The sequence below is a fragment of the Paremcibacter congregatus genome (genome assembly GCF_006385135.1).
GTDB lineage: Bacteria > Pseudomonadota > Alphaproteobacteria > Sphingomonadales > Emcibacteraceae > Paremcibacter > Paremcibacter congregatus.
Window position 1 is genome coordinate 3,442,084 of record NZ_CP041025.1, and the last position, 24,168, is coordinate 3,466,251.

Genomic DNA, 24,168 nt, shown 5'->3' on the forward strand with positions numbered 1-24,168 from the left:
ATGTCAAAAACACACAATTTAATCATTCTGTAATGATACGCCTCGTAATAAGTTGACCTGGGCGAGCACCTGTCGCTTGACCATCCTGAAATACCAGTTTTCCATTCACCCAAACCATAGCGACACCTTCTGACAATTTTGACATGTCTCTAAAATTAGCACGATCTATAATAGTTTTAGGATCAAACAAAACCATATCAGCAGAATATCCTGGTTTTATTTTACCTCGATCAGAGAACCCCATATGATGTGCTGCGAGTGATGTCATCTTCCGAACCGCTTCTTCGATACTCATGATTTTGTCGTTTCTTACATATTTCCCGAGAACCCTAGGATAACTGCCGACCCCTCTAGGGTGACCAATATGTGCTCCGTCCGTACATAAGTTAGTATGTTCCCAATTTAAAAGGGTTACAATATCTTCAGAAGTCATACTTCGTCCCATGACGGATTCAGCCACTTGATCACTATTGGGATTGTCTGTCTGCCACTGTTTCGACTGTTTTAACAATGCAAGGTAAGTATCTATAGGATCTTCACCACGCTCCTTTGCAATTGCTGCCACCGTCTTGCCTTCCAATGATGGATCAGCTGCAAATATAGCCAAAACCAGACCTTCCGGTGGTGCAAGTTCATCCAACGCAAACTTAACTGCAGACCTGTCATCGAAATTTCGTTCCGGTAACATTACCTCAAGCACAGATGCCCAATATTCATAGGGGTAAATATCAGCACTGATTTCAATCCCTTCTGCTCGAGCTGCATTAAGCTTCTCCAATAATTCGGGAGCCCTCCCCCATAAACTCTTCATAGCAAGTTTTACATGAGAAATTTGAATTGGCATCCCTGTTTTCCGCCCAATGGAAATAATTTCATCAACCGCTTCAAATAAAAATTTGTCTTCACTACGGATATGACTGATATATCTTCCATCCTGTTCAGCAGTAATCTGTGCAAGCTGCAAAACTTCACGACGACTTGCGTAAATTCCAGGATCATATTCAAGACCAGTAGACAATCCGATTGCCCCTGCTTGCATTTCTTTTTGCAAGAGTGCTTCCATTTTTGACAATTCATCTTCAGTGGACTTTCTCCGATAGTCTTCTCCCAATACAATACCTCTAATTGAGTTATGACCAACATATGAAGCGATATTGACAGCAACAGGGCGTTCACGTCTTTGTTGATAAAATTCTGAAAGTGGATAATTGGAAAATCCATCCTGGCCAATAACAATTGTTGTTATTCCTTGGCTGGTAGCAGCAATAACATCACGTTGTTGTTCTATATAAGCGTCATGATGACTATGGGTATCAATAAAACCAGGAGCTAATATTAACCCCTTTCCGGCGACAGCAACTTCACTAGGTAATTTGGTCAGTTGTCCTACTTCAACTATCTTACCGGCAAGGATTCTGACTGACCCTGCATAAGCAGGAGTGCCCATACCGTCCACAATCGAAACATTTTCAACAATCCAAGACTGTGGTGGAGAATTTTTCGGACTACATGCGCCAAGTGCGAATACTCCCAACCCGACGACAAAATTTAGCAAAAACTTTGGAAGACCAGCATTACTCATGATTTTATCTCTTTAATTCAGGGTAATATGATTTGATTGTTCACCACAACCAATTATTAAATCTAATCACTTATCCTCAATAGAGGATAATATGTTACAGATATGCTCACCAAAGTTAAATGGATTATTTGGATCAGTAGACCAACCCAAACGTACAATAACTGCTTCCTTTGATGGAACAATTGCAACAATTTGATCAAAATGACCAAGAGCAAAATATAAATCAGACGGGCATTTTTCTAGAAAACGTACCATTTCCCCATTGTCATTTAATGCCCCTTTATTTAACCAAAACTGCCCCCCATAAATTCCGATAGGAGCAGATTTGACTGGTGTAGAAACATAGTCCACCCATTTTTCGGAAATAATTCTTTTTCCATTGATACTGCCCCTATTTAAATATATTTGCCCAAACCGTGCCCAGTCTCTGGCAGTGGCATAAAGGGAGCCGCCTGCATCAAACACATTACTTTGGTCAGTTTCGAATATAGTACTAACCATATCGGCTGGTGCAAATAACCCGTCCCATGCAAATTGATAGGCCTGCTGCAAGTTCTCAAACTGGTTCGCATAAACCTTGGCAAGTAAATTTGATGTACCGCTTGAATAACTCCAATATGTTCCAGGTTTATGGATCAAAGGTTTATTTGCTGCAAAAGCAGCCATATCTGAACTCCGATAAACCATAGTCGTCAAATCAGTTCCTGGCGCCTCTACTTCTTCAAACTCCAAACCACTGGACATCGTTAATAGATCATGTAATGAAATATTTTTTCTTTGATCTGAGAGATCTGACCACTCTGGAAATAGCCCAATATCATCTATGTTTAATTTATCCTCATCCACCAAAATCCCAATAAGTGTTGCCACAACACTTTTCGCCATAGACATAGAATAAAATAGGCTTTCCTTACCAAAACCCGGCGCATATTTTTCGGCTATAATTTTTCCTCTATGAAGGACAATAACAGCCCGAGTATCCTGCTTACTTTCCTCAATTGGCTCATAGAAACTGTTTTCCACAGCTTGTTTCAATTTCTGAAAATTCACTCCATTGACAGTATTTCCAATATTTGATTTTAAAGGATATTCATGTTCTGAACCTGATTTTTTATGCCGTACTATTCTTACTGCAGATGCCTGATACTCTTTGATATTCATATCATGCACTAGCGTACACCCCAGGCCATCTCGGTAAGCAGCATAAGTACTAAAAAAACCACCGAGATTTGTATAAATTGCATTATTCATATTGTCATTTTTAGCAGAAAATAAACTAGTTCGTTCATCAACTGCCATCAAATCTCTTTGGAAAATTTCATCAATTGATCTACCATTAAGGTAAAATTCCGAACAAACATGCTTAGCTGCAAATGCGGCACCAATTGTTCCTACATGATAGGTATTATCTCTAACTGACTTGGAAAGAACGATTGCAATAATCCCCAGCACTAAAAGGCTCACAAACCCAACACCAAAATATTTCAATACATTCTTTATACGCATCATCATTTCTTCCATGCCGTTATAACTATTAAAAAATAGAAATAACTATAACCATATAAAACAGTTGTATCAGCTTTTGTAAAATAAAATAACAGTGGAAAATCTGGAATAGTCAAGGCTCTGCCATTGCATTACCCAATCTTTAAATTCAGGCTCCAACACTAACCCTTCAGGAACATCTCGACTCAATTGGCCCAACCAACCCATCCAGGACCTCGAACGGCTTTGACACGTTAACTTTTCCCAAATTCTATGTTATGTGATTTTCATGAAAACAATATCATATCATCGACATCGCTTCCATCCGGATATTATCAGACAAGCTATCTGGCTTTATTTTCGATTTACCATGAGTTATCGAGACGTTGAAGAACTATTAGCTGAACGCGGCATTGATGTCAGCTATGACCCGAAGGGCAGCGCGGAGCAGCAAAACCGTGCGTAGGTGGGCTCTTAAGTTCGGAGCAGAATATGCTCGTCGTATCAAAAAACACAGGCCTCTACCACATACAGAATGGTTTCTAGACGAAGTATTCGTCGAGATTGGCGGCAAACCGATGTATCTATGGCGCGCTGTAGATGGAGAAGGTGAAGTTCTGGATGTCTTAGTGCAAAAGCGCAGGAACTAAAGAGCTGCATTAAAACTTCTCAGAAAATTACTACAAAATCAGGGTATCCCGCCTACAAAGGTCGTTACCGATAAATTGAGATCCTACAGCGCAGTTCTAAGAGAATTAGAAATAGAACATCTGCATGATACGACCAACAGACTGAATAATAGAGCGGAAAGTTCCCCTGTTCCAATCCGGCGACGGGAACGAAAGATGCAACGATTCAAATCAGCACAAATATTTCTATCAATCTACGGCTCAATTTAGCGCGAAGCCTGCCCTTGGGGTATAACCTCTTCAACACACAAAGACATTTAATTTCAAGAAAAACTCTACGACAATTACGGTCAATCGCAATGATTGAATGGGACCTTGTGACCAATGCTACATAATTTCAACCTCAATTGAAACCTCTTCGCGCTGAGAAAGTTAAAGTGACAGAGCCTTTCTGGCTTGTCAAATCGTGGAAGGTTGAAACAAAAAACCCTGCCAGTACAGCGCACTAGCAGGCTTTTTATGTGTATTCTTGGTTGCGGGGACTCGATATAAACGGAAATTGACACGGCGAATAACACTATAACCTGAAAGGTGTCTAAGAAACTCGGGGCATTTCACTATGAATAGCCCCTAATTTTTTAAAAGGCGCATAACATTGACTAACATATTGTAACTTAACATTGCCAAAAATCTGCAAAATCAAACAGAACCAACTCTGTAGGTGATGGCTTATTTGTACTTTACAATAAAAAACAATAAACCTGCTACCAATGCAGCACCAATAATCCACTGCAATTGTGGGGAATGTTTATTATCATGGCACCATGTAGCAAAATGCTGACAGTTATCAGTAATTAACTTCCATTCCTTACCAATTACGCTTCTAGCCTTTATCAATACTTCATTTGGGGTCAAATTACTTGGATAGCCCTTACTAATGACTTCATATCCACTGGAAAATACTTCCATACTTTCTTCTTTGACAATTCCTGTTCGCTGAGAAGAAGAAACAACAGTCCCAAACTCTGACACCACTCCCCAATGCTCAAGCCCTAATGGCAACTTAGCCGCAATAATTTCACCTTGTGTATACATATAAACCTCGTTATAATGAGTTAAATTTTATAATTAGTTATTTTTAATTATAAGTTATATATAATCAGAATAGTCATTTTTGTAAAGGGCTTTTATAAATGGATGCAGGGACCACATACTCAGCCATAGTAGGTAATGTTATTAAGCAGTTGCGTGACGATCGCTCAATATCTCAAGGTGATATGGCTGAGAAAATGGATATTTCTCAAGCTGCTTGGTCAAAACTGGAAAATGGAAAATCCACCCTATCAGCTTCTCAACTTGCAAAAGTCGCTGACTTTTTATCAGTCCCTACTCATCAAATAATCCGCTATGCAGATGATGCAAAGAAAAACTTCAAAGCCGAAGGAATGAAGGTGACATATGACAATAAAGAAGCTGATAAACTTGGCTTGATGTTATTGGGTGCAGCAGCTATTGGGGCAATAATTGCAACGATTGTAATGGCAAAAAAATAATAGTTATTGAGGGGCAGATAAATTGGTCGATAAGGTAAGGGCATCTCTCAAGAAAATCAATGGGCTCAAATGGTCAAAAAAATTAAAATATTCGTTTCTGTTCTTGCAATTCTAATACCGGCATTAATATCTCAAAGTCTTGCTGATGAATATTATGAGATGGCGTTTCTAGCCTGTTCTGAATCTAATGGACAAGCAATCATAATGCTTAATGGAATTTATAACCAACCAAATGTGAACCCCGTCCTTGATAACCACATTAAGGATTCTGGCTTTACACAGGCTTCGTTTAAAAGCCTCAAAAATAAGATAACCTGCAGAAATTCAAAGAACATTCCCATTAGAGCAGAACTGGAATGGGTTAATTCAAGGTGTCAATCTTTTCAAGATCCTGTTTTGAGCTTATGGTTCAACAAGAAAAAAATACTTTCCCGACTACATCTGAAAGCATGCCCGGAAGAAATGTCAATTAGAACAATCACCATAACTGAGCAAGAAATCTCAATTTGCAAAAACAAAGAGGCTTTTAGAGACTTGCAGACCCCGATGAGGAAAGCTCAATTATCATGCGTCGTTCAAGAAAATAATCATAACCTTCTCCCCAGGGACATGCAGGAATACCCTAAATCAGGCGCGGCCCCATCCCCTCCAAAGTATAACCTCACATATTCTCACGATGACAAATTATGCGCCAAATTCTTCAGAGATCCAGCAGATATAACGCCCCCTAAAGAAGCCCAATTATCTTACAGTGAGGTGTTGTTAGATTACGGGTTCCCTATATATTCCTTACTAATTACCGATCTTGATCTTGATGGTATTGATGAGCACCTAATCGAAAAAAGATTTTATACAACATCGCCAAGTTATTATAAAATCAAGTTTCAGAAATCTATCGAGCACTATCAAAAACAGTTCGAAAACATAAACGAAATACAAGACTTTATAAATAATCCTGAACAGGTTTCAAAGTTGTCCCTATCAGACACAATTCACCCAGATGCAAAATATATTGGGTATTCTCAATTCTTTTCCTTAAATAGAACGCCGTATCTTTTGGTATCAAAAGCCTCTGGCTACGGGTATTCTAAACCAAAAGGATATAAAATTTTCAAGCTGAGTAGACAATTTCCTGCTTCTAAAGTTTGCACCTTCGAATTGAACTAAGAGATTTTTTTGCCGTTTTGTGCAAAGCTTGTAGGATATTGCAGAATAAGCCCAAAAAATTAAACCCGTCGTAAATATCACGATTTTCGTCAGGACATACACCCATCAACACTCCCAAACCACATAGGTTGATCCCATGATGTCCACTTCGGTGATGTCGCCGCCGAGCAGCATGTCGCGGGCGAAGGCTTCTGTGTCGAAATAATATCTAAGATTCTCCGGCATATCATCAAGCAGACCACAATCCTCGATATAGTCCTCCACGTAAGTTTGTGCATCACCCTCAAAGAGCGCCACGTCTTCCAACTGGCTCAAAATCTCCGCCATGTCACAGGTGACATATTCTGCAAGGTATATCGCCTTGATCAGCTCATCGCCGTCCAGGCCTTCGAAATCATCGAACCACTGTTCCAGGGTCGCCTGAGTGACCTCCAGCGCGTTGAAAAGCACCTCATTGTCCCCGTCGAGGCACTCAATACTGAATTCCTCAACCGGATCGCCGAAACTGTCTTTCAGAGCGGCCGCCTGCGCCGCATAGCTGTCATAATCCGTGAAGGGGAAACCGGGAACGCTGATGTTGTAAGGCATGGCGAAGTAATTGTGGGTCATTTGTATCTCTCCTGTTTTTTAAGAATACAAGAGAGCTCTCCCTCTGAGGTCAGGGCGGGATGCCACTGTCTTCACGGGATTTTGGCGCGGAAGATCTGTTGCCTCCCGCCCCGCAGAGGGTAAAAGCGACTTGAATTAAAAACAGGAGGGGATTGAGCCACTGAGAATACGCCAAAGCCAGAGGCCCACCCCCGGCGCCACTACGCGCCTGTATAGCGCCCGGCCTTAAAGCCGCCTCTCCGGCACAGCCCTGCCCGGTGAGACCTCAGAAAGCGAGAGAAAAAGAAACGGGAGGGGTTTTGTTGAAAACGCGGAAGATCCCTTCGCGCCCAAAAGCAGCGTGTCGTTACGCTCTCATCTGGCACATCAGCTGTGATCCGGGCGCGCAGAAGTATTTACCTCATTATTTGCGTCCGCAGATGACGGAATGTGGGCCGGGTGTGTCAACAATGCCTTACGGCCGGGGGCAGTGCCTGAGGATGATCCGGCGCCGCCAGTTGACGGTACAGCGCGGCCCCTAGCACAGGAGGTAGCGCTGAAGAAGCTGCATGATAAAATCTTCGCGCTGGAAAACCCCTGTGCAAAATTGATACTTTGGGCGATGGCAGGGATGGATGAAAAAATAAGTTCAGGCGTCAGAAAATTATTTGTCGCCGTTTCTTCTCTTATTAATTGGTTTGGAAAGCACATCTAAACTGGATATGCTTATTGCAACATCCGCCACCTGAAGGAAACACATGAATAGAAAAGAGTTTATTAAATCCAATGGCGCTGATTGCCAGAACTGGTTGTGGAGTTGGTCTTTTGTAAACCACAAAGACAAAATAGTTATTTTCGGGGCTTGGGATGTCCATACAAAAGGCCAAAGAACATTAGTCCTTAGTATGGACTGGGCAATCACAGACCAAGGTCGGCGAGCTCCAGGATTTAACCAATCCCGGGAACACATTAGATTAATTGAGGAGGAGGGGTATTCCCTTAAAACCTTCGTTATATGCTTTTCAGGCGATAATCAGGATAGCGATGGCAATGGACCTTCGAAGCTTAAAGGTTTTGAACCAGTTTTAGAAGATAAATACCTTACTCGTGAAGGAAAGGAATGGTTTGCCTCCACTTACGAAGGCTCTGAAATTCTTCCAGAAGAAATTTGCGAAAGTGAAATTTTTGTTGAGGGCGCTACAAAAAACATCCTAGTCAATTCCTACGAACGTAACGCCAGCGCGAGAGATAAATGCATCGAGCATTATGGGTATAAATGTCAAGGATGTAACTTTGACTTTGAGTTGTTTTATGGAACACTTGGGAAAAATTATATTCATGTCCACCATAAAGTTCCCATGGCAAATATAAAAAATGAATATGAAGTCAATCCTATTGAAGATCTAATTCCAGTCTGCCCTAATTGCCATGCCATGCTACATCGTACAAAGCCGCCATTGACTATTGAAGAGTTGCAAAATCTATTTACAGCAGATGGCAGGAAATAATAGAACCTGTATGATATTGGAATTCAAGACTAAAAATCACCCCGATTACTAGGTAACTTTATACCCCCATTTTGCCTCGCTCATGGACAGTTAAGTAGGCACAACATCTCCCATGAAACTTGACTGGGTGTGTGAGTACATGACTCGCATCACAAACGTGGAACTTGGATAAAATGACGGTAAATATTGTGGGGACTGATATCAGAAGCATTCAGATAGTGATGAACTTTCATAAACACAATCATAATTTCACGACCATCAAGCAGTATCAACATCTTGAAAACATTTGCAAAATTATGGTGCGGGCGGAGAGAATCGAACTCTCACTTCCGAAGAAACAGGATTTTGAATCCTGCGTGTCTACCAATTCCACCACGCCCGCATGAAGGAACCGCAGTCTTATCACCTTCAAATTCTATAGCCAAGTGAAAAGTGACCGTAGATACAAAAAATATTCTTCTGTTTACCCTTATCTGACGACGTCAAAACCTTTTTAGATCAAGAACGATCACTCAAATGCGCCCAGGGCGCAGCGATCGAAGAAAGTAAGTGCCAGTTCTGGCGCTTACTTGAGACATCTTATGCCGTGAAATGCTTCTGGGAAGCCGTCATAAGATAAACGAAAAACCCCTTTTATGCGCTTAGAGCGCGGTCTTTTTCTCTCGTTTTGGCCTTCGGACATTAATGGCGGCAGCATTGATGCTGTTCTTGATGTGAGAAGCATAGTATTTTTCTATCATTTCTACGCTCGTGCGGCAGTTTTTAGCGATCTGATAAATATCGGCCCCTTCCATTAGCCGGAAACAAATATACGAATGGCGTAAACTGTACGCCGTTCGTCGATTACCTTCGCGATCAAGTTTTAGATTTTCATCCTCTAAAACCCGGTTCAACAATTCCCTGTGTAGGGTTGGAAAAATACGATGATCTGGGGAAGGTTTGTTCCGTTCTAAAAGTCGTTCAAAAGGCCTTACCGCTCCATTTGTGCTTTTGCAGAAACCAACGCCTCTTTTCCCCCGAACAGAAATAACAAGTATTGTCTCGTTCGTGTCAAGATCTTCAACAATCTCCACATCACGATATTCCAACCGCAACGCCTCATCTGGACGAATACCTGTATTGGCCATAAACAAGACCATGTCGTGCAACTGTTCACCATGATATTTATATCGATTTCGGAGTGGCTTTTGGGCCCGTCTTCTCGTTGCCTCATACAGCCTTTTATATTCTTCGGGATTGAACCATGCGCGATGGGAAACTTTTGTTGATGCGCGATAAGGAGGAGATAAATCCGGCAGATGTTGCAACCACCCGTGACGAGTGGCAGTCTTGAGAACCTGCCGTAACGTTACAATTTCATGATGGAGCGTACTTCTGGCGGGCGGTTTTTCCAACTGCATTCGGGTAATTCGATATTCCTGGACCAGACCTGGTGTTATTTCAGACAACCCTTTATTGCCAAAAAATGGGTTCAACTGCATGCGAATTCGGCTTTTGTGACCTGCGACATACTCCTTATTTCTTTGGCCTTCGGTAATAATCTCATATTCACGCTCAAACTGCTTCGCGGCAAACTTGAAGGTTTTCTCATTCCTTAATTCCCCAAGCCTATTTTTACCGCGCAATTCGAGATACCAATCCTCTGCAAAATCCTTCGCACGGGACAGGCTATCTTCTTTTGTACTTACTCTACGATTCTTACCACCAATGTATGTCGAACATTGCCAGTGATTACTATTCTCTCTTTTATAGACATGAACCTTGCCGCCTAGAATGCTATGTTTAACCATGTATATGCCCCTCAAATCAGTCAAAAATGTGTAATCAATGTGAAAGAGTTTCCGATACGGGAATTCTAACAGAAAGTTGCTTAACTTTTTGATTTATAAAGTGTTTATATTTGAGGTGATACTACCATAGCGCGATTTTGAATCCAGCGCGTCTACCAATTCCGCCACAGGGGCCCTGTTTTGATGCTGTCACAGCACCGGAAAGGTCTCGGCATAATAGCGTCCGGTTTTCTCTGGTCAAGCCCCAATCAAGAAAATCAGCACAAAAAAAACCTCCCCCGCATAAAAGACTTTTTCTTCTCCTCGTTTCCTGCAATGATGCCCCCCAGAGCCTGCCCGTGCAAACCGACGAAAAGGCCCCTTAACCACCTGATTAAAAAAGAAAAGCCCCCGCGGGCATTGTATGAGGGATATATGTTACGACGATTATATGACTGGACGCTGGAAAAGGCCGAACACCCCAAGGCTCTGTGGATCCTCGCCCTCTTCTCGTTCGCCGAAAGTTCCTTCTTTCCCATACCGCCCGATGTGCTTCTGATTCCCATGGTCATCGCCGCCCCGACCCGGGCCTGGCGCATCGCCTTTGTCTGTTCAACCGCCTCTGTTTTTGGCGGCCTGTTCGGCTATTATATCGGCGCGGTGCTGTATGAGACCGTCGGCGACCCCATCGTCGCCTTCTATCATATGCAGGCCCAGTATGAGCGCTTCACCGCACTTTACAGTGAACATGGCGCCTGGATTGTCAGCCTCGCCGGCTTCTCGCCCATTCCGTACAAGGTCTTCACCATCGCCAGCGGCGTCGCCCATCTCGACCTGACCACCTTCCTTATCGCCAGCACCGTTTCCCGCGCCGCGCGTTTCTTTCTGGTGGCGGCCCTGTTGTGGAAATTCGGCATCCCGATCCGGGATTTCATCGAACGCCGCCTCGGTCTGCTGACCCTGACATTCAGCCTCCTGCTGGTGGGCAGTTTCCTCGCCTTGAAATACGTTTAAGGCGAGGTTCAGTCAGCCGCAGCCAAGTGGTGATTGCCAGAGGCGGCATAATGATTATGTTCTAATAGGTTATGTTTGATCAGATCCCAGTCCAGATCCTGATTCAGCATATTTTCCATAACAGCGGTCGATTTCTTATTGAACTATTTCCACCAGGCAGTATTCTGATAAAATCCGATAATCAAGTGTATGAAATATGTCACAGAACAGAGGTCCCATGACGAAACTGATCCCGTATTTCTGGCGCAACCCCCTGCAGCTGGCTTTTCTGATGTCCGCATCGCTTCTGGCCGGCGCCTATGCGTTTCAGTATATTGGCGGCTATCCCCCCTGTGATCTCTGCTGGTGGCAGCGCTATGCCCATTTCGCCATCCTTGGCGTGGCCGGCGCCGGTATGCTGCTGAAGGGCGACGCCCGCACCATCGCTGCCTGGGGCACCACCATCGCCCTGGACATCAGCGTCGCCGCCGCCGGGTTTCATGCCGGGGTCGAGCAAAAATGGTGGCAAGGCCCCAGCACCTGCACCACCAACGGCCAGACCCAGGCCACCGACATGGACAGCCTGTTCGACAGCATGATGGAAACCAAACTGATCCTCTGTGATGAAATCGCCTGGGACATGTTTGGCATTTCCATGGCCGGATACAATTTCCTGATCTCGCTCGCCACCGCCCTGTTCGTGACCCTGGCGCTGGCGGCGGCTCTACGCAAACGAGAGGTCCGCACAGCATGACAACGCCAGAAAGAAAACCTCCAGTGCCGCCACCGCTGACGAAAGAAAAAATGATCGACCGCCTGCTGCGGGTTGACCAGGCCGGCGAATATGGCGCGGTGCGCATTTACCAGGGTCAACTCGCGGTGCTTGGCGACAACCACCCCCTGCGGCCAACGATCCAGCATATGAAGGAACAGGAAGATGTGCATCTGGCCCGTTTCAACGACCTGATCCGTGAACGTGGCGCGCGGCCAACCCTGCTCACCCCCCTCTGGCATGTGGCCGGTTTCGCCCTCGGCGCCGGCACGGCCCTGCTTGGCGAAAAAGCCGCCATGGTCTGCACAGAAGCGGTCGAAACGGTGATTGATCAGCATTATGCCGATCAGATTGAAAATCTCGATGCAGACGAAGCGCCGCTAGCGACAGAACTGGAAAAATTCCGTCAGGAAGAGCTTGAACATAAAGACACGGCCATTGAACTCGGCGCACAGGAAGCCCCGGGGTATGCGCTGCTGTCCGGTATGATCAAACTGGGATGCCGCACGGTGATCAAGGTCGCCGAACGGATTTAGGCCTTCCGTCTCAACTGTCCAGTTCGCTATCCCAGTAAAGAAAATCCCGCCAGCTATCATGAAGATAATTGGGCGGGAAAGCGCGACCGACATTCTGCAGGGAGAAGACGGTCGGCCTGTAGGGTTTGGTGCGCAAATGCATGCGGGCCTGTTGCGGTGTGCGGCCGCCCTTTTTGAAATTGCACGCCGGACAGGCCGAGGTGATATTCTCCCAGCTGGTGCGTCCGCCCTGACGCCGCGGGATCACATGATCAAAGGTCAAGTCCCGCCCGGTACCCGCCACATGCCCACAATACTGGCAAGTAAACCGGTCCCGCAAGAACACATTAAATCGGGTAAAATTGGGGTGAACGTTGGGTTTGACATATTCCTTCAGCGAAATCACGCTGGGCAGTTTCATTTCCGCCGATGGTGAATGAACCACTTTGTCGTATTCCTCGACCACCGCCACCCGGTCCAGATATATCGCCTTGATCACATCCTGCCAGGACCATAACGACAAGGGAAAATAACTTAATGGCTTGAAATCCGCATTCAGCACCAGCGCCGGACAGGCCTCCAGCGGCATATGTCGTACATCCTGGGCATGAGATAGGGGCACAATTCATCTCCTCACATCTTAACCGTTCATCGCTCAAAAATACAAAACAGAAACGGGCCATATCTCGAATGCTTAATCATAACATTATTATGGCCATTCCCCAATAACAATCGCCTGTTACACCCGATAGGTATTTCGGTTACGGTTTATATATTCCCTGGTATAGTGCAGAGCCCCGCGCCACCCGGAAGGCTTGTTTTTGCTATTCATTTTGGTCTTAACCGGATATCATGCCCTCTCCATAAAAGTTAACCTTGGCGACCCTATGACGCAAAGTTCCCCCATGAGCCCGCCCCTGTCTGTCCGCACCCGCTTTGCCCCGAGCCCCACCGGGCATCTGCATTTGGGCCATGCCTATTCCGCCTGGCTGAATGCCGACTTCGCCGCCCGGCACGGCGGTCATTTCCTGCTGCGCATGGAAGACATTGATGGCGGACGCTGTAAACCGGAATATGAACAGGCGATCTATGACGACCTCGCCTGGCTCGGCTTCCACTGGCCGACCCCGGTGCGACGCCAATCCGAACATCTCGCCGATTACCAAGCGGCACTGGATCAGCTCGATGCTCAGGGTTTGCTGTATCCCTGTTTCTGCACCCGCAAGGAAATCCGGGCCGAAATCAAAAACAGCGGCTATGCGCCCCATGATCTGGCGCACCATAGCAGCGAAGGCCCGACCTATCCCGGTACATGTCGCCACCTCACACCACAGGAAAGGCAGCAACGCCATCAGGCGGGAACGCCCTTCGCCCTGCGGCTTGACATGACCCGGGCGCTCGCCCGCAAGGGGACCGACGCCTTGACCTGGACCGACCTCGAGGCCGGGCAGCAGATCGCAACACCGGAAATCCTGCAGCATGTACTCGGGGATGCGGTTCTGGCGCGCAAAGATATCCCAACCAGCTACCATTTATCGGTGGTGGTCGACGATCACCTGCAGCGCATCAGCCATGTGATCCGGGGAAATGACCTGTTTCTCGCCACACATCTGCACCGATTACTGCAACATCTGCTTGGTTATGCGCCGCCTCTCTACCGTCATCATGACTTGCTCACTGACGAAAACGGCTGGCGTTATGCCAAGCGCGATAATGCCAAAAGCCTTTTTCAGATGCGCACAGAAGGTCAGGCCCCGGAAGATCTTATGACCCAAATTACCCTTTAAGCGAAGCGCCGCCGTCTTAAGCAGACAGTATGCGGATGATAAGGAATGAAATATAATGCAAAAATTCGGACTGATCGGCGGGACCTCATGGTATTCCACCATCGACTATTATCGCGGTATTAATCACAGCGTGAACATCACCTTTGGCAATAACACCAATCCGCCCCTGATGGTCACCACCATGAATCAAAAAGTGATCCACGATCTGGAGAAAGCCGATGACTGGGGCGGGGTCGCGAAAATGCTGATTACTGCCGGACTGGACTTTCAGTCTGTCGGGGTAAAAGCGGTCGCCCTCTGCGCCAATACCACTCATCATGTCTATGACCAGCTGCAGGCCGCGCTGAATATTCCGGTGCTGCATATCGCCGATGCAGTCGGCAAGGTGATCGCCGCACAGGGCTGGAAAAAGGTCGGCTTGCTCGGCACGGTATATACCATGGAAGGCGACTTTGTGCGCGGACGATTAAATGAAAAGTTTGCCGTCGAAACCCTGGTGCCGGAAAAAGCGGATCGCGACCGGATGCAACATTATCTCTATGAAGAAATGTCACACGGCGTTTTTTCCCCCGAGGCGCAGGACTATTTCGCACGATTGATTGCCGCCTTCAAAGCCGAAGGGGCGGAAGCCGTGATCCTCGGCTGCACCGAATATCCCATCCTGCTGCGCGATACGGAAGTATGTCTGCCGAAAATCGACAGCACGGAATGTCACGTAAAGGACATTGTCCAGTTCATCCTTTCGGATGAACTGGCGCATTAGATGTGATTATTTCTTGTCGGCGTCGCGTCTTTTGACCGCGGCCTTGGCGAGATCGGAAATCGGCACCCAGGCTTCGTTGGGCACCAGAACGCTCATGGAGTAATGCGCGATCTTCCAGCCGTCCGCAGCTTTCAGAACCACGCCAGTCCCCCGGAACAATCCCCATTTTTCCGACTTGGTGATTTCGTCAAACCAGGCCACTTTGCCTGTCGGGTCAAAAGCAATATGGCGTTCGACAGATTTATAGGTCCAGCCCGTACCGCCCTTAAACCGTTCCGCAACATAATTCTGGAAATCCGGCTGCATGGCCCAACGTTCCCAGTCATCCGTGCCCATAAAGACCCCGTCCGCAGTCATATGGCCAAGATAGGCTTCTTTGTCAGCGGCGGCGGCGGCGGCGTGAAAGCCATCAACCAAGGCGTTTATTGCCGCCTTGTCATCAGCTGCAATCGCCGGAACGGTGAAGAAGGTAAGGAGAAAAGCAACAAGCAACGAAATTTTCTTCATGGGATGGTCTCTTATGGTTTTTTACAATATCCCGAACATTAGCATCCGGGATGGTGAAACGAAAGGCTATATTTTAACCTTAAAGCGTCCGGCTCGGGGGAAAGTCCATGATCAGGGTTGTTCCCTGATCTTTCTCCGACGTCACGTCCAACGTCCCCCCGTGCAATTTCATAAACGCCGCCATAAGCGGCAACCCCAATCCGGTGCCTTCGTGGGCGCGGGTCAGGCTGTTCTGCACCTGGGCAAATGGTTTCATCACATGAACAAGTTCTTCTTCCGTCATGCCAATCCCTGTATCGGATACCATAATCCGCATGCCGCCTGTATCTGGCTTTTGCATAAGACTGATTTCAATCCGCCCGCCTTGTCGATTGAATTTAAGGGCATTGGACAAAGCATTATACAAGATCTGGTTCAAAATCCTGAGATCCGCGCTCAGCAGAGGCAGATTATCCGGTGCGTCCAGTTGCAGGGCAATGTCGCGGTCACGCGCCTGATCAGCAAACACACGAATCGCGGCCTGAACAAATTCAACAAGGTCGCATTCAAGTTCATGCAGCGCCAGCGCCCCATTTTCCACTTTCGACATGTCAAGTATATCGCTGATGATATTCAGCAGATGATGACCACTGCTGTTGATCATATCGGCATACTCGTCATAATTTTTATGCCCGAGAGGCCCGTATACCTTTCCCGTCATCATTTCGGAAAACCCGATAATCGCATTCAACGGCGTACGCAGTTCATGGCTCATATTGGCCAGAAATTCGGTCTTGGATTGATTGGCGTCTTCCGCCTCTCTCTGGCTCCTCTCCAATGCAACAACCGTCCGGCGCTGAACCACAAGCGCCCCGAGAACAACCACCAGCACCACCAGAAAGGCGCCGACCAGGAACATCATCTGCTGTATTTTCAGCTCGCCGCGCTCCAGTAAAATTCCCTGCTCCGCCTTTTCGATCCGCATGGTGGCTTCCAGCCCGGCCCTCAGCTTATAGACATCATTGGAAAAAGATTTTTCTGCTTGCGCAAGCGCCTTCTCGTTATATTGCGCAAAAATCCTGTAAGCATTCTTATAACGGCCCTCCGCAAAGGCAATTTCCGCATCCATGCGCAGATTAAGGTTGGCCCACTGGCTGTTTTGGTATGACGGATTGGCGCTAAAAAAGGCCTCAACCCTGCTGCGATAGTCCCGCGCTTTATCCACCTGCCCGGTCAAGGCATACAGTTCTGCCCCCAATTGCCGCAACGACACCGCGAAATCCTCTGACGTATCGGCAAAAAGCAGCGCCCGTTCCACATACGATAGCGACAAGGGATATTTTTTCTGCTCATAGGCATTCAACGCCAGACCATAATAAGGATAAATATTCTGTTCCACCTGCCCTGATTCTTTGTAAAAGATCAGCAGTTCCTCAAGGTACCGGTCCGCCAGGACGTAGTTCTTTTCGCTTTGCAACGCCAGCCCCACATTATAGACCACCGTTGAAATATCCATATACAGGCCGGTTTCCTTGACCATATCCAGCGCCAAATTGGCGAATTCAAGAGTTTTGTCCAGATCTTCCAGTTCCGTATAAACATAGGTCAGCGTGTTATAAAGATGGAGTCGCAGCCGCTTTTCATAGGGCACATGGCGTAACAGACGCGTGGCCTTTTCGGCATATTGCAGGGCAATATAGAACTCCCCCTGAAAAGGTTCCAACAACGCCAAGGCGTCATATAACATGACTGCCGCCAGATGATCCCGGATCTCCAGAGCTGTCTTTAATTGCGCTTCCAGTTCGCGGATGGCCGCGTTATAATCCCCGTCCAGCGCCAGGGTATAAGACCGGTAGATTTCTACAAGCCGGGTCATATCCGGCCGGTCTAGTTTCTGTGCCAATACCGCCAGTTGATCCGCATAGGCCCGCATCTTTTCTTTATCTTCAAGGGCATAGTAATAATTCAATACCAGAAAAACCTGTTCCAGATTTTCCGGAGTGGCCGCATCGGTGATCAGTACCTCTGCCGATTTCAGGCCATAGTGGATATCCTGACCATATAACGGCCGGGCTTTATCAATGAACTGCTGGGCGGCAAAACGAAAAGGCTCTATAGAGGATTCTTCTTCGGCCCGCAGCGAAAAGCTGCACACCAGAAATCCTGCCAGAGCGAGGAGAAAAATCACATAATATTTTTGAATCCCCAATTTGGGCAAAACAACACTTTCGTACAAAAAAAATCACACAATAACTTGCGGTCCATCATACACGATCCTTCGGCAAAGACACAGATAAATTCCTCTCTTTTCTGCCTATTCCTTAGAAAGGATAACTGTTGTGACGCCGTCCGACCACATCGGCAATGTCTTCCATGATGTCGGTCATCTGATAATCCTTCGGTGTGTAGATACGGGTGACCCCCATATCCAGCAGCGCCTGCTCATCCTGTTCCGGGATAATACCGCCAACCACCACAGGCACTTCGCCAAGTCCGGCCTCCGTCATCAACGTCATCACCTGCCGGACCAGCGGGATATGTGATCCTGACAAAATCGATAACCCCACCGCATGCACCTTATGCTCCAGCGCCGAAGATACAATCTCCTTTGGCGTCAGGCGAATGCCGTCATAAAACACCGTCATGCCCGCCTGTTGAGCCCGCACGGCAATCTGTTCCGCGCCGTTGGAATGGCCATCCAGTCCCGGCTTGCCAACGAGGAAGCGGATATCCGCCCCGAGGGTTTTGCCAATCTCGCCAACTTTCTCCCGAATCGCGGCGAATTTCTCCGCCTCCCCGTCTTTCAGTTCGCTGCTGACCCCGGTGGGGGCGCGATATTCCCCGAAAACATCCCGCAACGCCTGTCCCCATTCGCCGGTGGTGACCCCGGCCTTCGCCGCCGCGATGCTCGGCTCCATAATATTTTCGCCTGTCTCGGCCGCCTGTTTCAGGTCCGCCAAAGCTTTTGCGACAGCCGCGTCATCCCGCGCGGCGCGCCAGGACTCAAGCCGGGCGATCTGCTCGGCTTCGGCCTTCGGATCAACGGTCATAATGCCGCCGTCATTGCCTTCCATCAACGGAGACGGGGCGGTTTCGGTATATTGATTGACCCCGACCACCGTCTGCGTGCCCTGCTCAATCGCCTGCAGTCGGGCGCTGTTCGATCCCACCAGCAGGTTTTTCATATAGGCGTTTTCCACTGCCGCAATGGCGCCGCCCAGCGCTTCGATCTTGTCAATTTCCGCCCGGGTTTCAGCCTTCAGGGCCTGAACCTTCTCGTCCATCACATGGGAGCCGTCAAACAAATCACCATATTCCAGCAGATCGGTTTCCATCGCCATGATCTGTTGCAGGCGCAAAGACCATTGCTGATCCCAGGGCCGCGGCAGACCGAGCGCCTCGTTCCAGGCGGGCAATTGCACCGCCCGGGCGCGGGCATTCTTGCTGAGCACCACCGCCAGCATCTCGATCATGATGCGATAGACGTTATTTTCCGGCTGCTGTTCCGTGAGGCCCAGACTGTTGACTTGAACCCCATAGCGGAAGCGACGGTACTTCGGATCTTCCACGCCGTAGCGTTCGCGGGTGATTTCGTCCCACAATTCAACAAAGGCGCGCATCTTGGCGATTTCGGTAACGAACCGCATCCCGGCATTGACGAAAAAGCTGATGCGGCCCACCACTTTCGGGAAATCTTCTGCCGCCACCTGACCGCCCGCCTTGATGGCGTCCAGAACCGCGATCGAGGTCGCCAGCGCGAAGGCCAGTTCCTGCACCGGCGTCGCCCCCGCTTCCTGCAGATGATAGCTGCAGACATTGGTCGGATTCCAGCGGGGGATTTCCTTATAGGTGAAGCTGATCACATCGGTGATCAGACGCATGCTCGGCGCCGGCGGAAAGATATAGGTGCCGCGGCTGAGATATTCCTTGATGATGTCATTCTGCACTGTGCCGGAAAGCTTGGCGCGGTCCGCCCCCTGTTCCTCGGCGGCGGCAACATAAAGCGCCAGCAGCCACGGGGACGGCGCGTTAATGGTCATCGAGGTGTTCATCTGTTCCAGCGGGATATCCTTGAACAGGGTGCGCATGTCGCCCAGGTGGCAAATCGGCACCCCGACCTTGCCCACCTCGCCCCGGGCCAGCACATGATCGCTGTCATAACCGGTCTGGGTCGGCAGATCGAAGGCCACCGACAGGCCCGTTTGGCCTTTTTTAAGATTCGTGCGGTAAAGTTCGTTGGAAGCGGCCGCAGAAGAATGGCCGGAATACGTCCGGAACAGCCAGGGCCGATCTTTGACCGGCGTACCATGAGATGCCTTCGGGGCTTCCGTTGGAGATGACATATTATCTGCTTCCCTTACTTTGCGGCGACTGGTTATTAGTATATCATACGCCTGTTCTAATTTTCTATCGCATAAATATTACCCAGAAAATAAAATATAATTACCCTCTAGACCTTTTTTAAGAAATAATATAATTATTATTGCAGTGCAACAAAAAAATAGGTTACGATAAAACCATAGAGCCCGCAACAGAAACGGCGCATTTACACGCACGTAAGTTGAGTTAAGGCATGTTGCGTTGCGATAGAATCAGTATGGTATAGGACTAATGAGGTAAAAAATGACAGACCAAATCGAAACAGAACAGCCTGATCTCAATACCCTTGAAGGAAAATTCGAAATCAAGGACCTGTATGACGTCGGCGAAATTCCGCCCCTTGGCCATGTTCCAAAGAAAATGCACGCCTGGGTCATCCGTCGCGACCGCCAGGGTCCCCCGGAACAGGCCATGCAGCAGGAAGTGGTTGACGTTCCGGAAATTGAATCTGACGAGGTCTTGATTCTGGTGATGGCCGCCGGGGTGAACTACAATGGCGTCTGGGCCGGGCTCGGCATCCCCATGTCCGTCTTCGATGTCCATAAATCAGATCACCATATCGCCGGTTCCGATGCGTCCGGGATTGTCTATAAAGTCGGTCGCCGGGTAAAACGCTTCAAGGTCGGTGATGAAGTCGTCGTCCATTGTAACCAGGATGACGGTGATGATGAGGAATGCAACGGCGGCGATCCCATGAACAGTCCATCCCAGAAAATCTGGGGCTATGAAACCCCGGACGGTTCCTTCTCGCAATTCACCCGGGTTCAGGCCCGGCAGCTGATGCATCGTCCCCGCCATCTGACCTGGGAAGAAAGCGCCTGCTATACCCTGACGCTGGCCACCGCCTATCGCATGCTGTTCGGCCATCGGCCCCATATCCTGCGGCCGGGCCATAATGTTCTGGTCTGGGGCGCGTCTGGTGGCCTCGGCTCCATGGCGGTGCAATTGATCGCCGCCGCCGGCGCCCATGCCATCGGGGTGATTTCCGATGAAAGCAAACGCGATTTTGTCATGTCCCTCGGCGCCAAGGGTGTTATCAACCGCAATGATTTTGACTGCTGGGGCCAATTGCCGCCAGTGGGAGATCAGGAGGTCTACGCCGCCTATAACAAGAAAGCCCGCGAATTCGGCAAAGCCATCTGGGCCATTACCGGCAAAGGCAATGACGTGGATTTCGTCTTTGAACATCCGGGCGAGGCCACCTTCCCTGTTTCCTGTTTCGTGGTCAAACGCGGCGGCATGGTGGTTTTCTGCGCCGGCACCACCGGTTTTAACCTGACCTTTGACGCCCGTTTCGTCTGGATGCGGCAAAAACGTATTCAGGGTAGCCATTTCGCCAACCTCAAGCAGGCCTCCCAAGCCAATCAGCTGGTGGTGGAGCGGCGTATCGACCCCTGCATGTCAGAAGTTTTCTCCTGGGAGGATATCCCCCCGGCCCATACCAAAATGTGGAAGAACCAGCATAAGCCCGGCAACATGGCCGTGCTGGTCAGCGCCAAACGCCCTGGCCTGCATACTTTTGAAGATTGTGTCGAAGCGGGGAACAACGGATGAGCAGCGATCTTTTCAAGAATTGCGCGGCGGCCACCGCCGCCGCCGGCACCTATGCCGACGCCGCGCGCACATCCCTGAAACAGCATCTGACGGTTGACGGTAAACTTGACCGCAGCCTTATGGAGCAGAACCAGTTCGCCTCCCACGGCTTTTCCTGGCTCGCCACTTATGTGGAAACCCTGCGCCAGACCCTGGCCTGGGCCCTGGCCCTTGACGCCGAGGATAAATTCACCGATCTGGAAGAACTGATCGTCCGCATCGGTTTTGGCGAATATCTCAGTCAGCTGTGGGGCGGCATCGCCATGAGCCAGACCGAGATCATCCGTCCGGCCGATATGTGGGTCGATGATGACGCGGTGCATGCGCTCTATACCCCCGAGGTCAAAAGTTTGATCGACACGGGCAACACGCCGGAAAACCGCGCCCGGCTCGCCGGATTGATCGAACATAGTGTCGACACGGGGGCCTTCGGCAATCCCGGTCTTGACGAAATGTATGAAATGATCCGCGATCAGTTCCGCCGTTTCGCCAATGAGGAAGTCATTCCCCACGCCCATGAATGGCACCTGAAAGATGACTATATCCCCATGGAAATCATCGACAAGATGAGCGAGATGGGCGTCTTTGGCCTGACCATTCCGGAAGAATATGACGGCTCGGAACTCGGCAAGACCAGCATGTGCATTGTCTCCGAAGAACTCAGCCGCGGCTATATCGGCGTCGGTTCTCTCGGCACCCGCTCGGAAATTGCCGCCGAATTAATCATGGGCGGCGGCACGGATGAGCAAAAAAAGAAATGGCTGCCCCGTATTGCAAGGGGTGAAACCCTGCCGACGGCGGTCTTCACCGAACCTAACACCGGCTCCGACCTTGGCTCCCTCAAGACCCGCGCGGTGAAAGACGGCGATCTCTATCGCATCACCGGCAACAAGACCTGGATCACCCATGCGGCCCGCGCCGATGTCATGACCCTTCTGGTGCGCACAAATCCGGATCAGCCGGGCTATAAAGGCCTGAGCATGTTTCTCGCCGAAAAGGCGCGCGGCACAGATGACAATCCTTTCCCGACCGACGGCATGACCGGCGGCGAGATCGAAGTGCTCGGCTACCGGGGCATGAAGGAATTCGAGCTTGGCTTTGATAATTTCACGGTGCCGTCTGAAAACCTGCTCGGCGGCGAAGAGGGCAATGGCTTCAAGCAATTGATGACCACCTTCGAATCGGCGCGCATTCAGACCGCCGCCCGCGCCCTTGGGGTCGCCCAATGCGCGTTAGAGCTCGGCCTGCGTTACGCCACCGAACGGGTGCAGTTTGGCAAACCGATCTATGGCTTCCCCCGGGTCCACAGCAAAATTGCCCTGGCCGCCGTGGAAATCATGATGTGCCGGCAACTGACCTATTTCGCCGCCCGTCAGAAAGACGAGGATAAACGCTGCGATATCGAAGCCGGCATGGCCAAGCTGCTCGGGGCACGCGTCGCCTGGAGCACCGCCGACAATGCATTGCAGATTCATGGCGGCAATGGTTATGCGCTGGAATATCAGATCAGCCGCGTGCTCTGTGATGCACGTATCCTCAATATTTTCGAAGGCGCGGCCGAAATTCAGGCCGATGTCATCGCCAGACGCCTGTTGGCATAAATAAGGGATCTATACTATAATTACTCTTTTTTTGATTGTATGGACAACTATTGTTCAATATTATAAGAAAAATCAGAATAATATTTGCAATTTATCTCATATGGCGTACATATAGACATATACAGATTTACGATTCCTCCGCTGGATCAGGCACAGCTGATCCGCGAACACAGAATTATCCCCGTCAGGACGATTGTTCTGACAATCCCAACTGACCGCCGGCCTCACCGCCGCGCGGTCATTTTTTTTGGGCAGGGGCAGATCTTACAGATAACGCCCTGCCATCAGGAGCAGATAGACAAAAACCAGCCGCGGGATTGTCACCAGCGGCCCTCCCACAGGCCTCAGTGCACCGCCCTGTAAATCATCATAAAAATCAGCCTGACACTGTAAACAGCGGACAAAACCATATTTCATTGGCGGCACATAAAATGGCAGCAAAATGGGAAACAACAGGGCCAATATGCCCAGAACGGAAAACTGCTTCTCGGTATAGCGGCGATAACGGGTGAGTTTTGCAGATGAACAGGTCGGGCATTGATGCGCGATGCTTTTATGATAACGTTGTTCGATGTCTGCCAAAAGGCAGTCGGCCGCCGCCCTGTCCGGCGCGAGCACACAAAGCTTCACATCCCCGATGGTGGTGGTGTAATACCATTGCTGCTCAATAATGTGAGCATCCCGCAGCCAGGCTGTAATGCCGTGGCTTTCCAGATATCCCCGGGCGATACGGGCTTCATTTACACTTGAATAATATCGAACAATTTCAGTCCCCACCTGATGTCATCCTTATTGCATCCCAATTCAGGTGCATCATACCCCAAACAGCCAAAAGAACCAAATCACGTCCCCCAAAATATAAATGAGACAGACAACTTCCGCTGCCTGTCCCAAGTTATGAGGGCCCGAGTTATCGGGACTCTGCCCTTTTCGAGGATTATCCCGCCAGACCCGAAAGTCTGACAATCCCAACTGACCGTTCATGCGGGCCTTAAGG

General features: G+C 48.9%; 21 protein-coding genes, 1 tRNA gene and 1 pseudogene. 12 read left to right on the forward strand and 11 right to left on the reverse strand.

What is annotated here, in order from left to right; genetic code table 11:
- Nucleotides 1–22: 22 nt before the first annotated feature.
- Nucleotides 23–1,582 (reverse strand): N-acyl-D-amino-acid deacylase family protein, encoded by a 1,560-nt coding sequence (locus FIV45_RS15225; RefSeq protein WP_099470756.1) that lies wholly within the window; start codon nucleotides 1,580–1,582, stop codon nucleotides 23–25.
- A gap of 66 nt (nucleotides 1,583–1,648) precedes the next feature.
- Complete coding sequence (locus FIV45_RS15230; protein WP_099470755.1) at nucleotides 1,649–3,103, reverse strand: serine hydrolase domain-containing protein; 1,455 nt, start codon at nucleotides 3,101–3,103, stop codon at nucleotides 1,649–1,651.
- Between the two features lie 253 nt (nucleotides 3,104–3,356).
- Here FIV45_RS15230 and FIV45_RS15235 point away from each other — a divergent pair.
- Nucleotides 3,357–4,091: pseudogene (locus tag FIV45_RS15235) on the forward strand (IS6 family transposase).
- 334 nt (nucleotides 4,092–4,425) lie between these two features.
- Here FIV45_RS15235 and FIV45_RS15240 read toward each other — a convergent pair.
- Nucleotides 4,426–4,791, reverse strand: a complete 366-nt coding sequence (locus FIV45_RS15240; protein WP_099473121.1) for a lecithin retinol acyltransferase family protein — start codon at nucleotides 4,789–4,791, stop codon at nucleotides 4,426–4,428.
- Nucleotides 4,792–4,889: 98 nt separating this feature from the next.
- On the opposite strand from FIV45_RS15240, the gene FIV45_RS15245 reads away from it, so the two are divergent.
- Nucleotides 4,890–5,249, forward strand: coding sequence for a helix-turn-helix domain-containing protein (locus FIV45_RS15245; RefSeq protein WP_099473123.1), 360 nt, complete (start codon nucleotides 4,890–4,892; stop codon nucleotides 5,247–5,249).
- A gap of 69 nt (nucleotides 5,250–5,318) precedes the next feature.
- The gene (locus FIV45_RS15250) at nucleotides 5,319–6,416 is read left to right on the forward strand and encodes a hypothetical protein (RefSeq protein WP_099473125.1); all 1,098 of its coding nucleotides are present in this window, start codon (nucleotides 5,319–5,321) and stop codon (nucleotides 6,414–6,416) included.
- Between the two features lie 105 nt (nucleotides 6,417–6,521).
- On the opposite strand, the gene FIV45_RS15255 is transcribed toward FIV45_RS15250, so the two are convergent.
- Nucleotides 6,522–7,025, reverse strand: a complete 504-nt coding sequence (locus FIV45_RS15255; protein WP_099473127.1) for an antirestriction protein ArdA — start codon at nucleotides 7,023–7,025, stop codon at nucleotides 6,522–6,524.
- A 469-nt stretch (nucleotides 7,026–7,494) separates the two neighbouring features.
- On the opposite strand from FIV45_RS15255, the gene FIV45_RS15260 reads away from it, so the two are divergent.
- Nucleotides 7,495–7,719: a hypothetical protein gene (locus FIV45_RS15260; RefSeq protein ID WP_133118584.1), complete on the forward strand. Its 225-nt coding sequence runs from the start codon at nucleotides 7,495–7,497 to the stop codon at nucleotides 7,717–7,719.
- A gap of 43 nt (nucleotides 7,720–7,762) precedes the next feature.
- Complete coding sequence (locus FIV45_RS15265; RefSeq protein WP_099473131.1) at nucleotides 7,763–8,512, forward strand: HNH endonuclease; 750 nt, start codon at nucleotides 7,763–7,765, stop codon at nucleotides 8,510–8,512.
- A gap of 297 nt (nucleotides 8,513–8,809) precedes the next feature.
- Here the strand turns inward: FIV45_RS15265 and FIV45_RS15270 are convergent.
- Together FIV45_RS15270 and FIV45_RS15275 are read right to left on the reverse strand one after the other, a co-directional pair.
- Nucleotides 8,810–8,894: transfer RNA gene (locus FIV45_RS15270), tRNA-Leu, on the reverse strand.
- A gap of 259 nt (nucleotides 8,895–9,153) precedes the next feature.
- Nucleotides 9,154–10,302: a tyrosine-type recombinase/integrase gene (locus FIV45_RS15275; protein ID WP_099473134.1), complete on the reverse strand. Its 1,149-nt coding sequence runs from the start codon at nucleotides 10,300–10,302 to the stop codon at nucleotides 9,154–9,156.
- A gap of 414 nt (nucleotides 10,303–10,716) precedes the next feature.
- Here FIV45_RS15275 and FIV45_RS15280 point away from each other — a divergent pair, with 414 nt between their 5' ends.
- The 3 genes from FIV45_RS15280 (at nucleotide 10,717) to FIV45_RS15290 (ending at nucleotide 12,582) form a co-directional block, all read left to right on the forward strand.
- On the forward strand, nucleotides 10,717–11,295 hold the full coding sequence (locus FIV45_RS15280; RefSeq protein ID WP_099473760.1) for a YqaA family protein: 579 nt from the start codon (nucleotides 10,717–10,719) through the stop codon (nucleotides 11,293–11,295).
- A 217-nt stretch (nucleotides 11,296–11,512) separates the two neighbouring features.
- A complete protein-coding gene (locus FIV45_RS15285; protein WP_099473136.1) occupies nucleotides 11,513–12,028 on the forward strand; it encodes a disulfide bond formation protein B in 516 nt (171 codons plus the stop codon).
- Nucleotides 12,025–12,582 (forward strand): demethoxyubiquinone hydroxylase family protein, encoded by a 558-nt coding sequence (locus FIV45_RS15290; protein WP_099473138.1) that lies wholly within the window; start codon nucleotides 12,025–12,027, stop codon nucleotides 12,580–12,582. Before FIV45_RS15285 ends, FIV45_RS15290 begins: the two co-directional genes overlap by 4 nt.
- Nucleotides 12,583–12,592: 10 nt before the next feature.
- On the opposite strand, the gene FIV45_RS15295 is transcribed toward FIV45_RS15290, so the two are convergent.
- Nucleotides 12,593–13,150, reverse strand: coding sequence for an HNH endonuclease (locus FIV45_RS15295; RefSeq protein WP_099473140.1), 558 nt, complete (start codon nucleotides 13,148–13,150; stop codon nucleotides 12,593–12,595).
- 298 nt (nucleotides 13,151–13,448) lie between these two features.
- Between FIV45_RS15295 and gluQRS the strand changes: the two genes are divergently transcribed.
- Together gluQRS and FIV45_RS15305 are read left to right on the forward strand one after the other, a co-directional pair.
- Complete coding sequence (gluQRS, locus tag FIV45_RS15300) at nucleotides 13,449–14,348, forward strand: tRNA glutamyl-Q(34) synthetase GluQRS (protein ID WP_099473762.1); 900 nt, start codon at nucleotides 13,449–13,451, stop codon at nucleotides 14,346–14,348.
- Between the two features lie 55 nt (nucleotides 14,349–14,403).
- Entirely contained in the window at nucleotides 14,404–15,111 is a 708-nt protein-coding gene (locus FIV45_RS15305; protein WP_099473142.1) for an aspartate/glutamate racemase family protein, read from the forward strand.
- Nucleotides 15,112–15,117: 6 nt separating this feature from the next.
- Here FIV45_RS15305 and FIV45_RS15310 read toward each other — a convergent pair whose 3' ends face one another.
- The 3 genes from FIV45_RS15310 to FIV45_RS15320 all read right to left on the reverse strand — a co-directional run bounded on the left by FIV45_RS15310 (nucleotide 15,118) and on the right by FIV45_RS15320 (nucleotide 19,940).
- On the reverse strand, nucleotides 15,118–15,618 hold the full coding sequence (locus FIV45_RS15310) for a nuclear transport factor 2 family protein (protein WP_099473144.1): 501 nt from the start codon (nucleotides 15,616–15,618) through the stop codon (nucleotides 15,118–15,120).
- Nucleotides 15,619–15,697: 79 nt separating this feature from the next.
- Nucleotides 15,698–17,752, reverse strand: a complete 2,055-nt coding sequence (locus FIV45_RS15315; RefSeq protein ID WP_133118585.1) for a tetratricopeptide repeat-containing sensor histidine kinase — start codon at nucleotides 17,750–17,752, stop codon at nucleotides 15,698–15,700.
- 166 nt (nucleotides 17,753–17,918) lie between these two features.
- On the reverse strand, nucleotides 17,919–19,940 hold the full coding sequence (locus FIV45_RS15320) for a protein meaA (RefSeq protein WP_099473149.1): 2,022 nt from the start codon (nucleotides 19,938–19,940) through the stop codon (nucleotides 17,919–17,921).
- A 280-nt stretch (nucleotides 19,941–20,220) separates the two neighbouring features.
- On the opposite strand from FIV45_RS15320, the gene ccrA reads away from it, so the two are divergent.
- Both ccrA and FIV45_RS15330 read left to right on the forward strand, forming a co-directional pair.
- Nucleotides 20,221–21,531, forward strand: coding sequence for a crotonyl-CoA carboxylase/reductase (ccrA, locus tag FIV45_RS15325; protein ID WP_099473150.1), 1,311 nt, complete (start codon nucleotides 20,221–20,223; stop codon nucleotides 21,529–21,531).
- Entirely contained in the window at nucleotides 21,528–23,171 is a 1,644-nt protein-coding gene (locus tag FIV45_RS15330) for an acyl-CoA dehydrogenase family protein (RefSeq protein WP_099473152.1), read from the forward strand. The genes ccrA and FIV45_RS15330 overlap by 4 nt, the downstream gene beginning before the upstream one ends.
- Nucleotides 23,172–23,435: 264 nt before the next feature.
- On the opposite strand, the gene FIV45_RS15335 is transcribed toward FIV45_RS15330, so the two are convergent.
- Nucleotides 23,436–23,948: a hypothetical protein gene (locus tag FIV45_RS15335; RefSeq protein ID WP_099473154.1), complete on the reverse strand. Its 513-nt coding sequence runs from the start codon at nucleotides 23,946–23,948 to the stop codon at nucleotides 23,436–23,438.
- Between the last annotated feature and the right edge of the window lie 220 nt (nucleotides 23,949–24,168).

Coding starts and splice junctions, on each gene's coding strand:
- FIV45_RS15225 (WP_099470756.1), bottom strand. CDS start 1,582: ATGAGTAATGCTGGTCTTCCAAAGTTTTTGCTAAATTTTGTCGTCGGG.
- FIV45_RS15230 (WP_099470755.1), bottom strand. CDS start 3,103: ATGGAAGAAATGATGATGCGTATAAAGAATGTATTGAAATATTTTGGT.
- FIV45_RS15240 (WP_099473121.1), bottom strand. CDS start 4,791: ATGTATACACAAGGTGAAATTATTGCGGCTAAGTTGCCATTAGGGCTT.
- FIV45_RS15245 (WP_099473123.1), top strand. CDS start 4,890: ATGGATGCAGGGACCACATACTCAGCCATAGTAGGTAATGTTATTAAG.
- FIV45_RS15250 (WP_099473125.1), top strand. CDS start 5,319: ATGGTCAAAAAAATTAAAATATTCGTTTCTGTTCTTGCAATTCTAATA.
- FIV45_RS15255 (WP_099473127.1), bottom strand. CDS start 7,025: ATGACCCACAATTACTTCGCCATGCCTTACAACATCAGCGTTCCCGGT.
- FIV45_RS15265 (WP_099473131.1), top strand. CDS start 7,763: ATGAATAGAAAAGAGTTTATTAAATCCAATGGCGCTGATTGCCAGAAC.
- FIV45_RS15275 (WP_099473134.1), bottom strand. CDS start 10,302: ATGGTTAAACATAGCATTCTAGGCGGCAAGGTTCATGTCTATAAAAGA.
- FIV45_RS15280 (WP_099473760.1), top strand. CDS start 10,717: ATGTTACGACGATTATATGACTGGACGCTGGAAAAGGCCGAACACCCC.
- FIV45_RS15285 (WP_099473136.1), top strand. CDS start 11,513: ATGACGAAACTGATCCCGTATTTCTGGCGCAACCCCCTGCAGCTGGCT.
- FIV45_RS15290 (WP_099473138.1), top strand. CDS start 12,025: ATGACAACGCCAGAAAGAAAACCTCCAGTGCCGCCACCGCTGACGAAA.
- FIV45_RS15295 (WP_099473140.1), bottom strand. CDS start 13,150: ATGCCGCTGGAGGCCTGTCCGGCGCTGGTGCTGAATGCGGATTTCAAG.
- gluQRS (WP_099473762.1), top strand. CDS start 13,449: ATGACGCAAAGTTCCCCCATGAGCCCGCCCCTGTCTGTCCGCACCCGC.
- FIV45_RS15305 (WP_099473142.1), top strand. CDS start 14,404: ATGCAAAAATTCGGACTGATCGGCGGGACCTCATGGTATTCCACCATC.
- FIV45_RS15310 (WP_099473144.1), bottom strand. CDS start 15,618: ATGAAGAAAATTTCGTTGCTTGTTGCTTTTCTCCTTACCTTCTTCACC.
- FIV45_RS15320 (WP_099473149.1), bottom strand. CDS start 19,940: ATGTCATCTCCAACGGAAGCCCCGAAGGCATCTCATGGTACGCCGGTC.
- ccrA (WP_099473150.1), top strand. CDS start 20,221: ATGACAGACCAAATCGAAACAGAACAGCCTGATCTCAATACCCTTGAA.
- FIV45_RS15330 (WP_099473152.1), top strand. CDS start 21,528: ATGAGCAGCGATCTTTTCAAGAATTGCGCGGCGGCCACCGCCGCCGCC.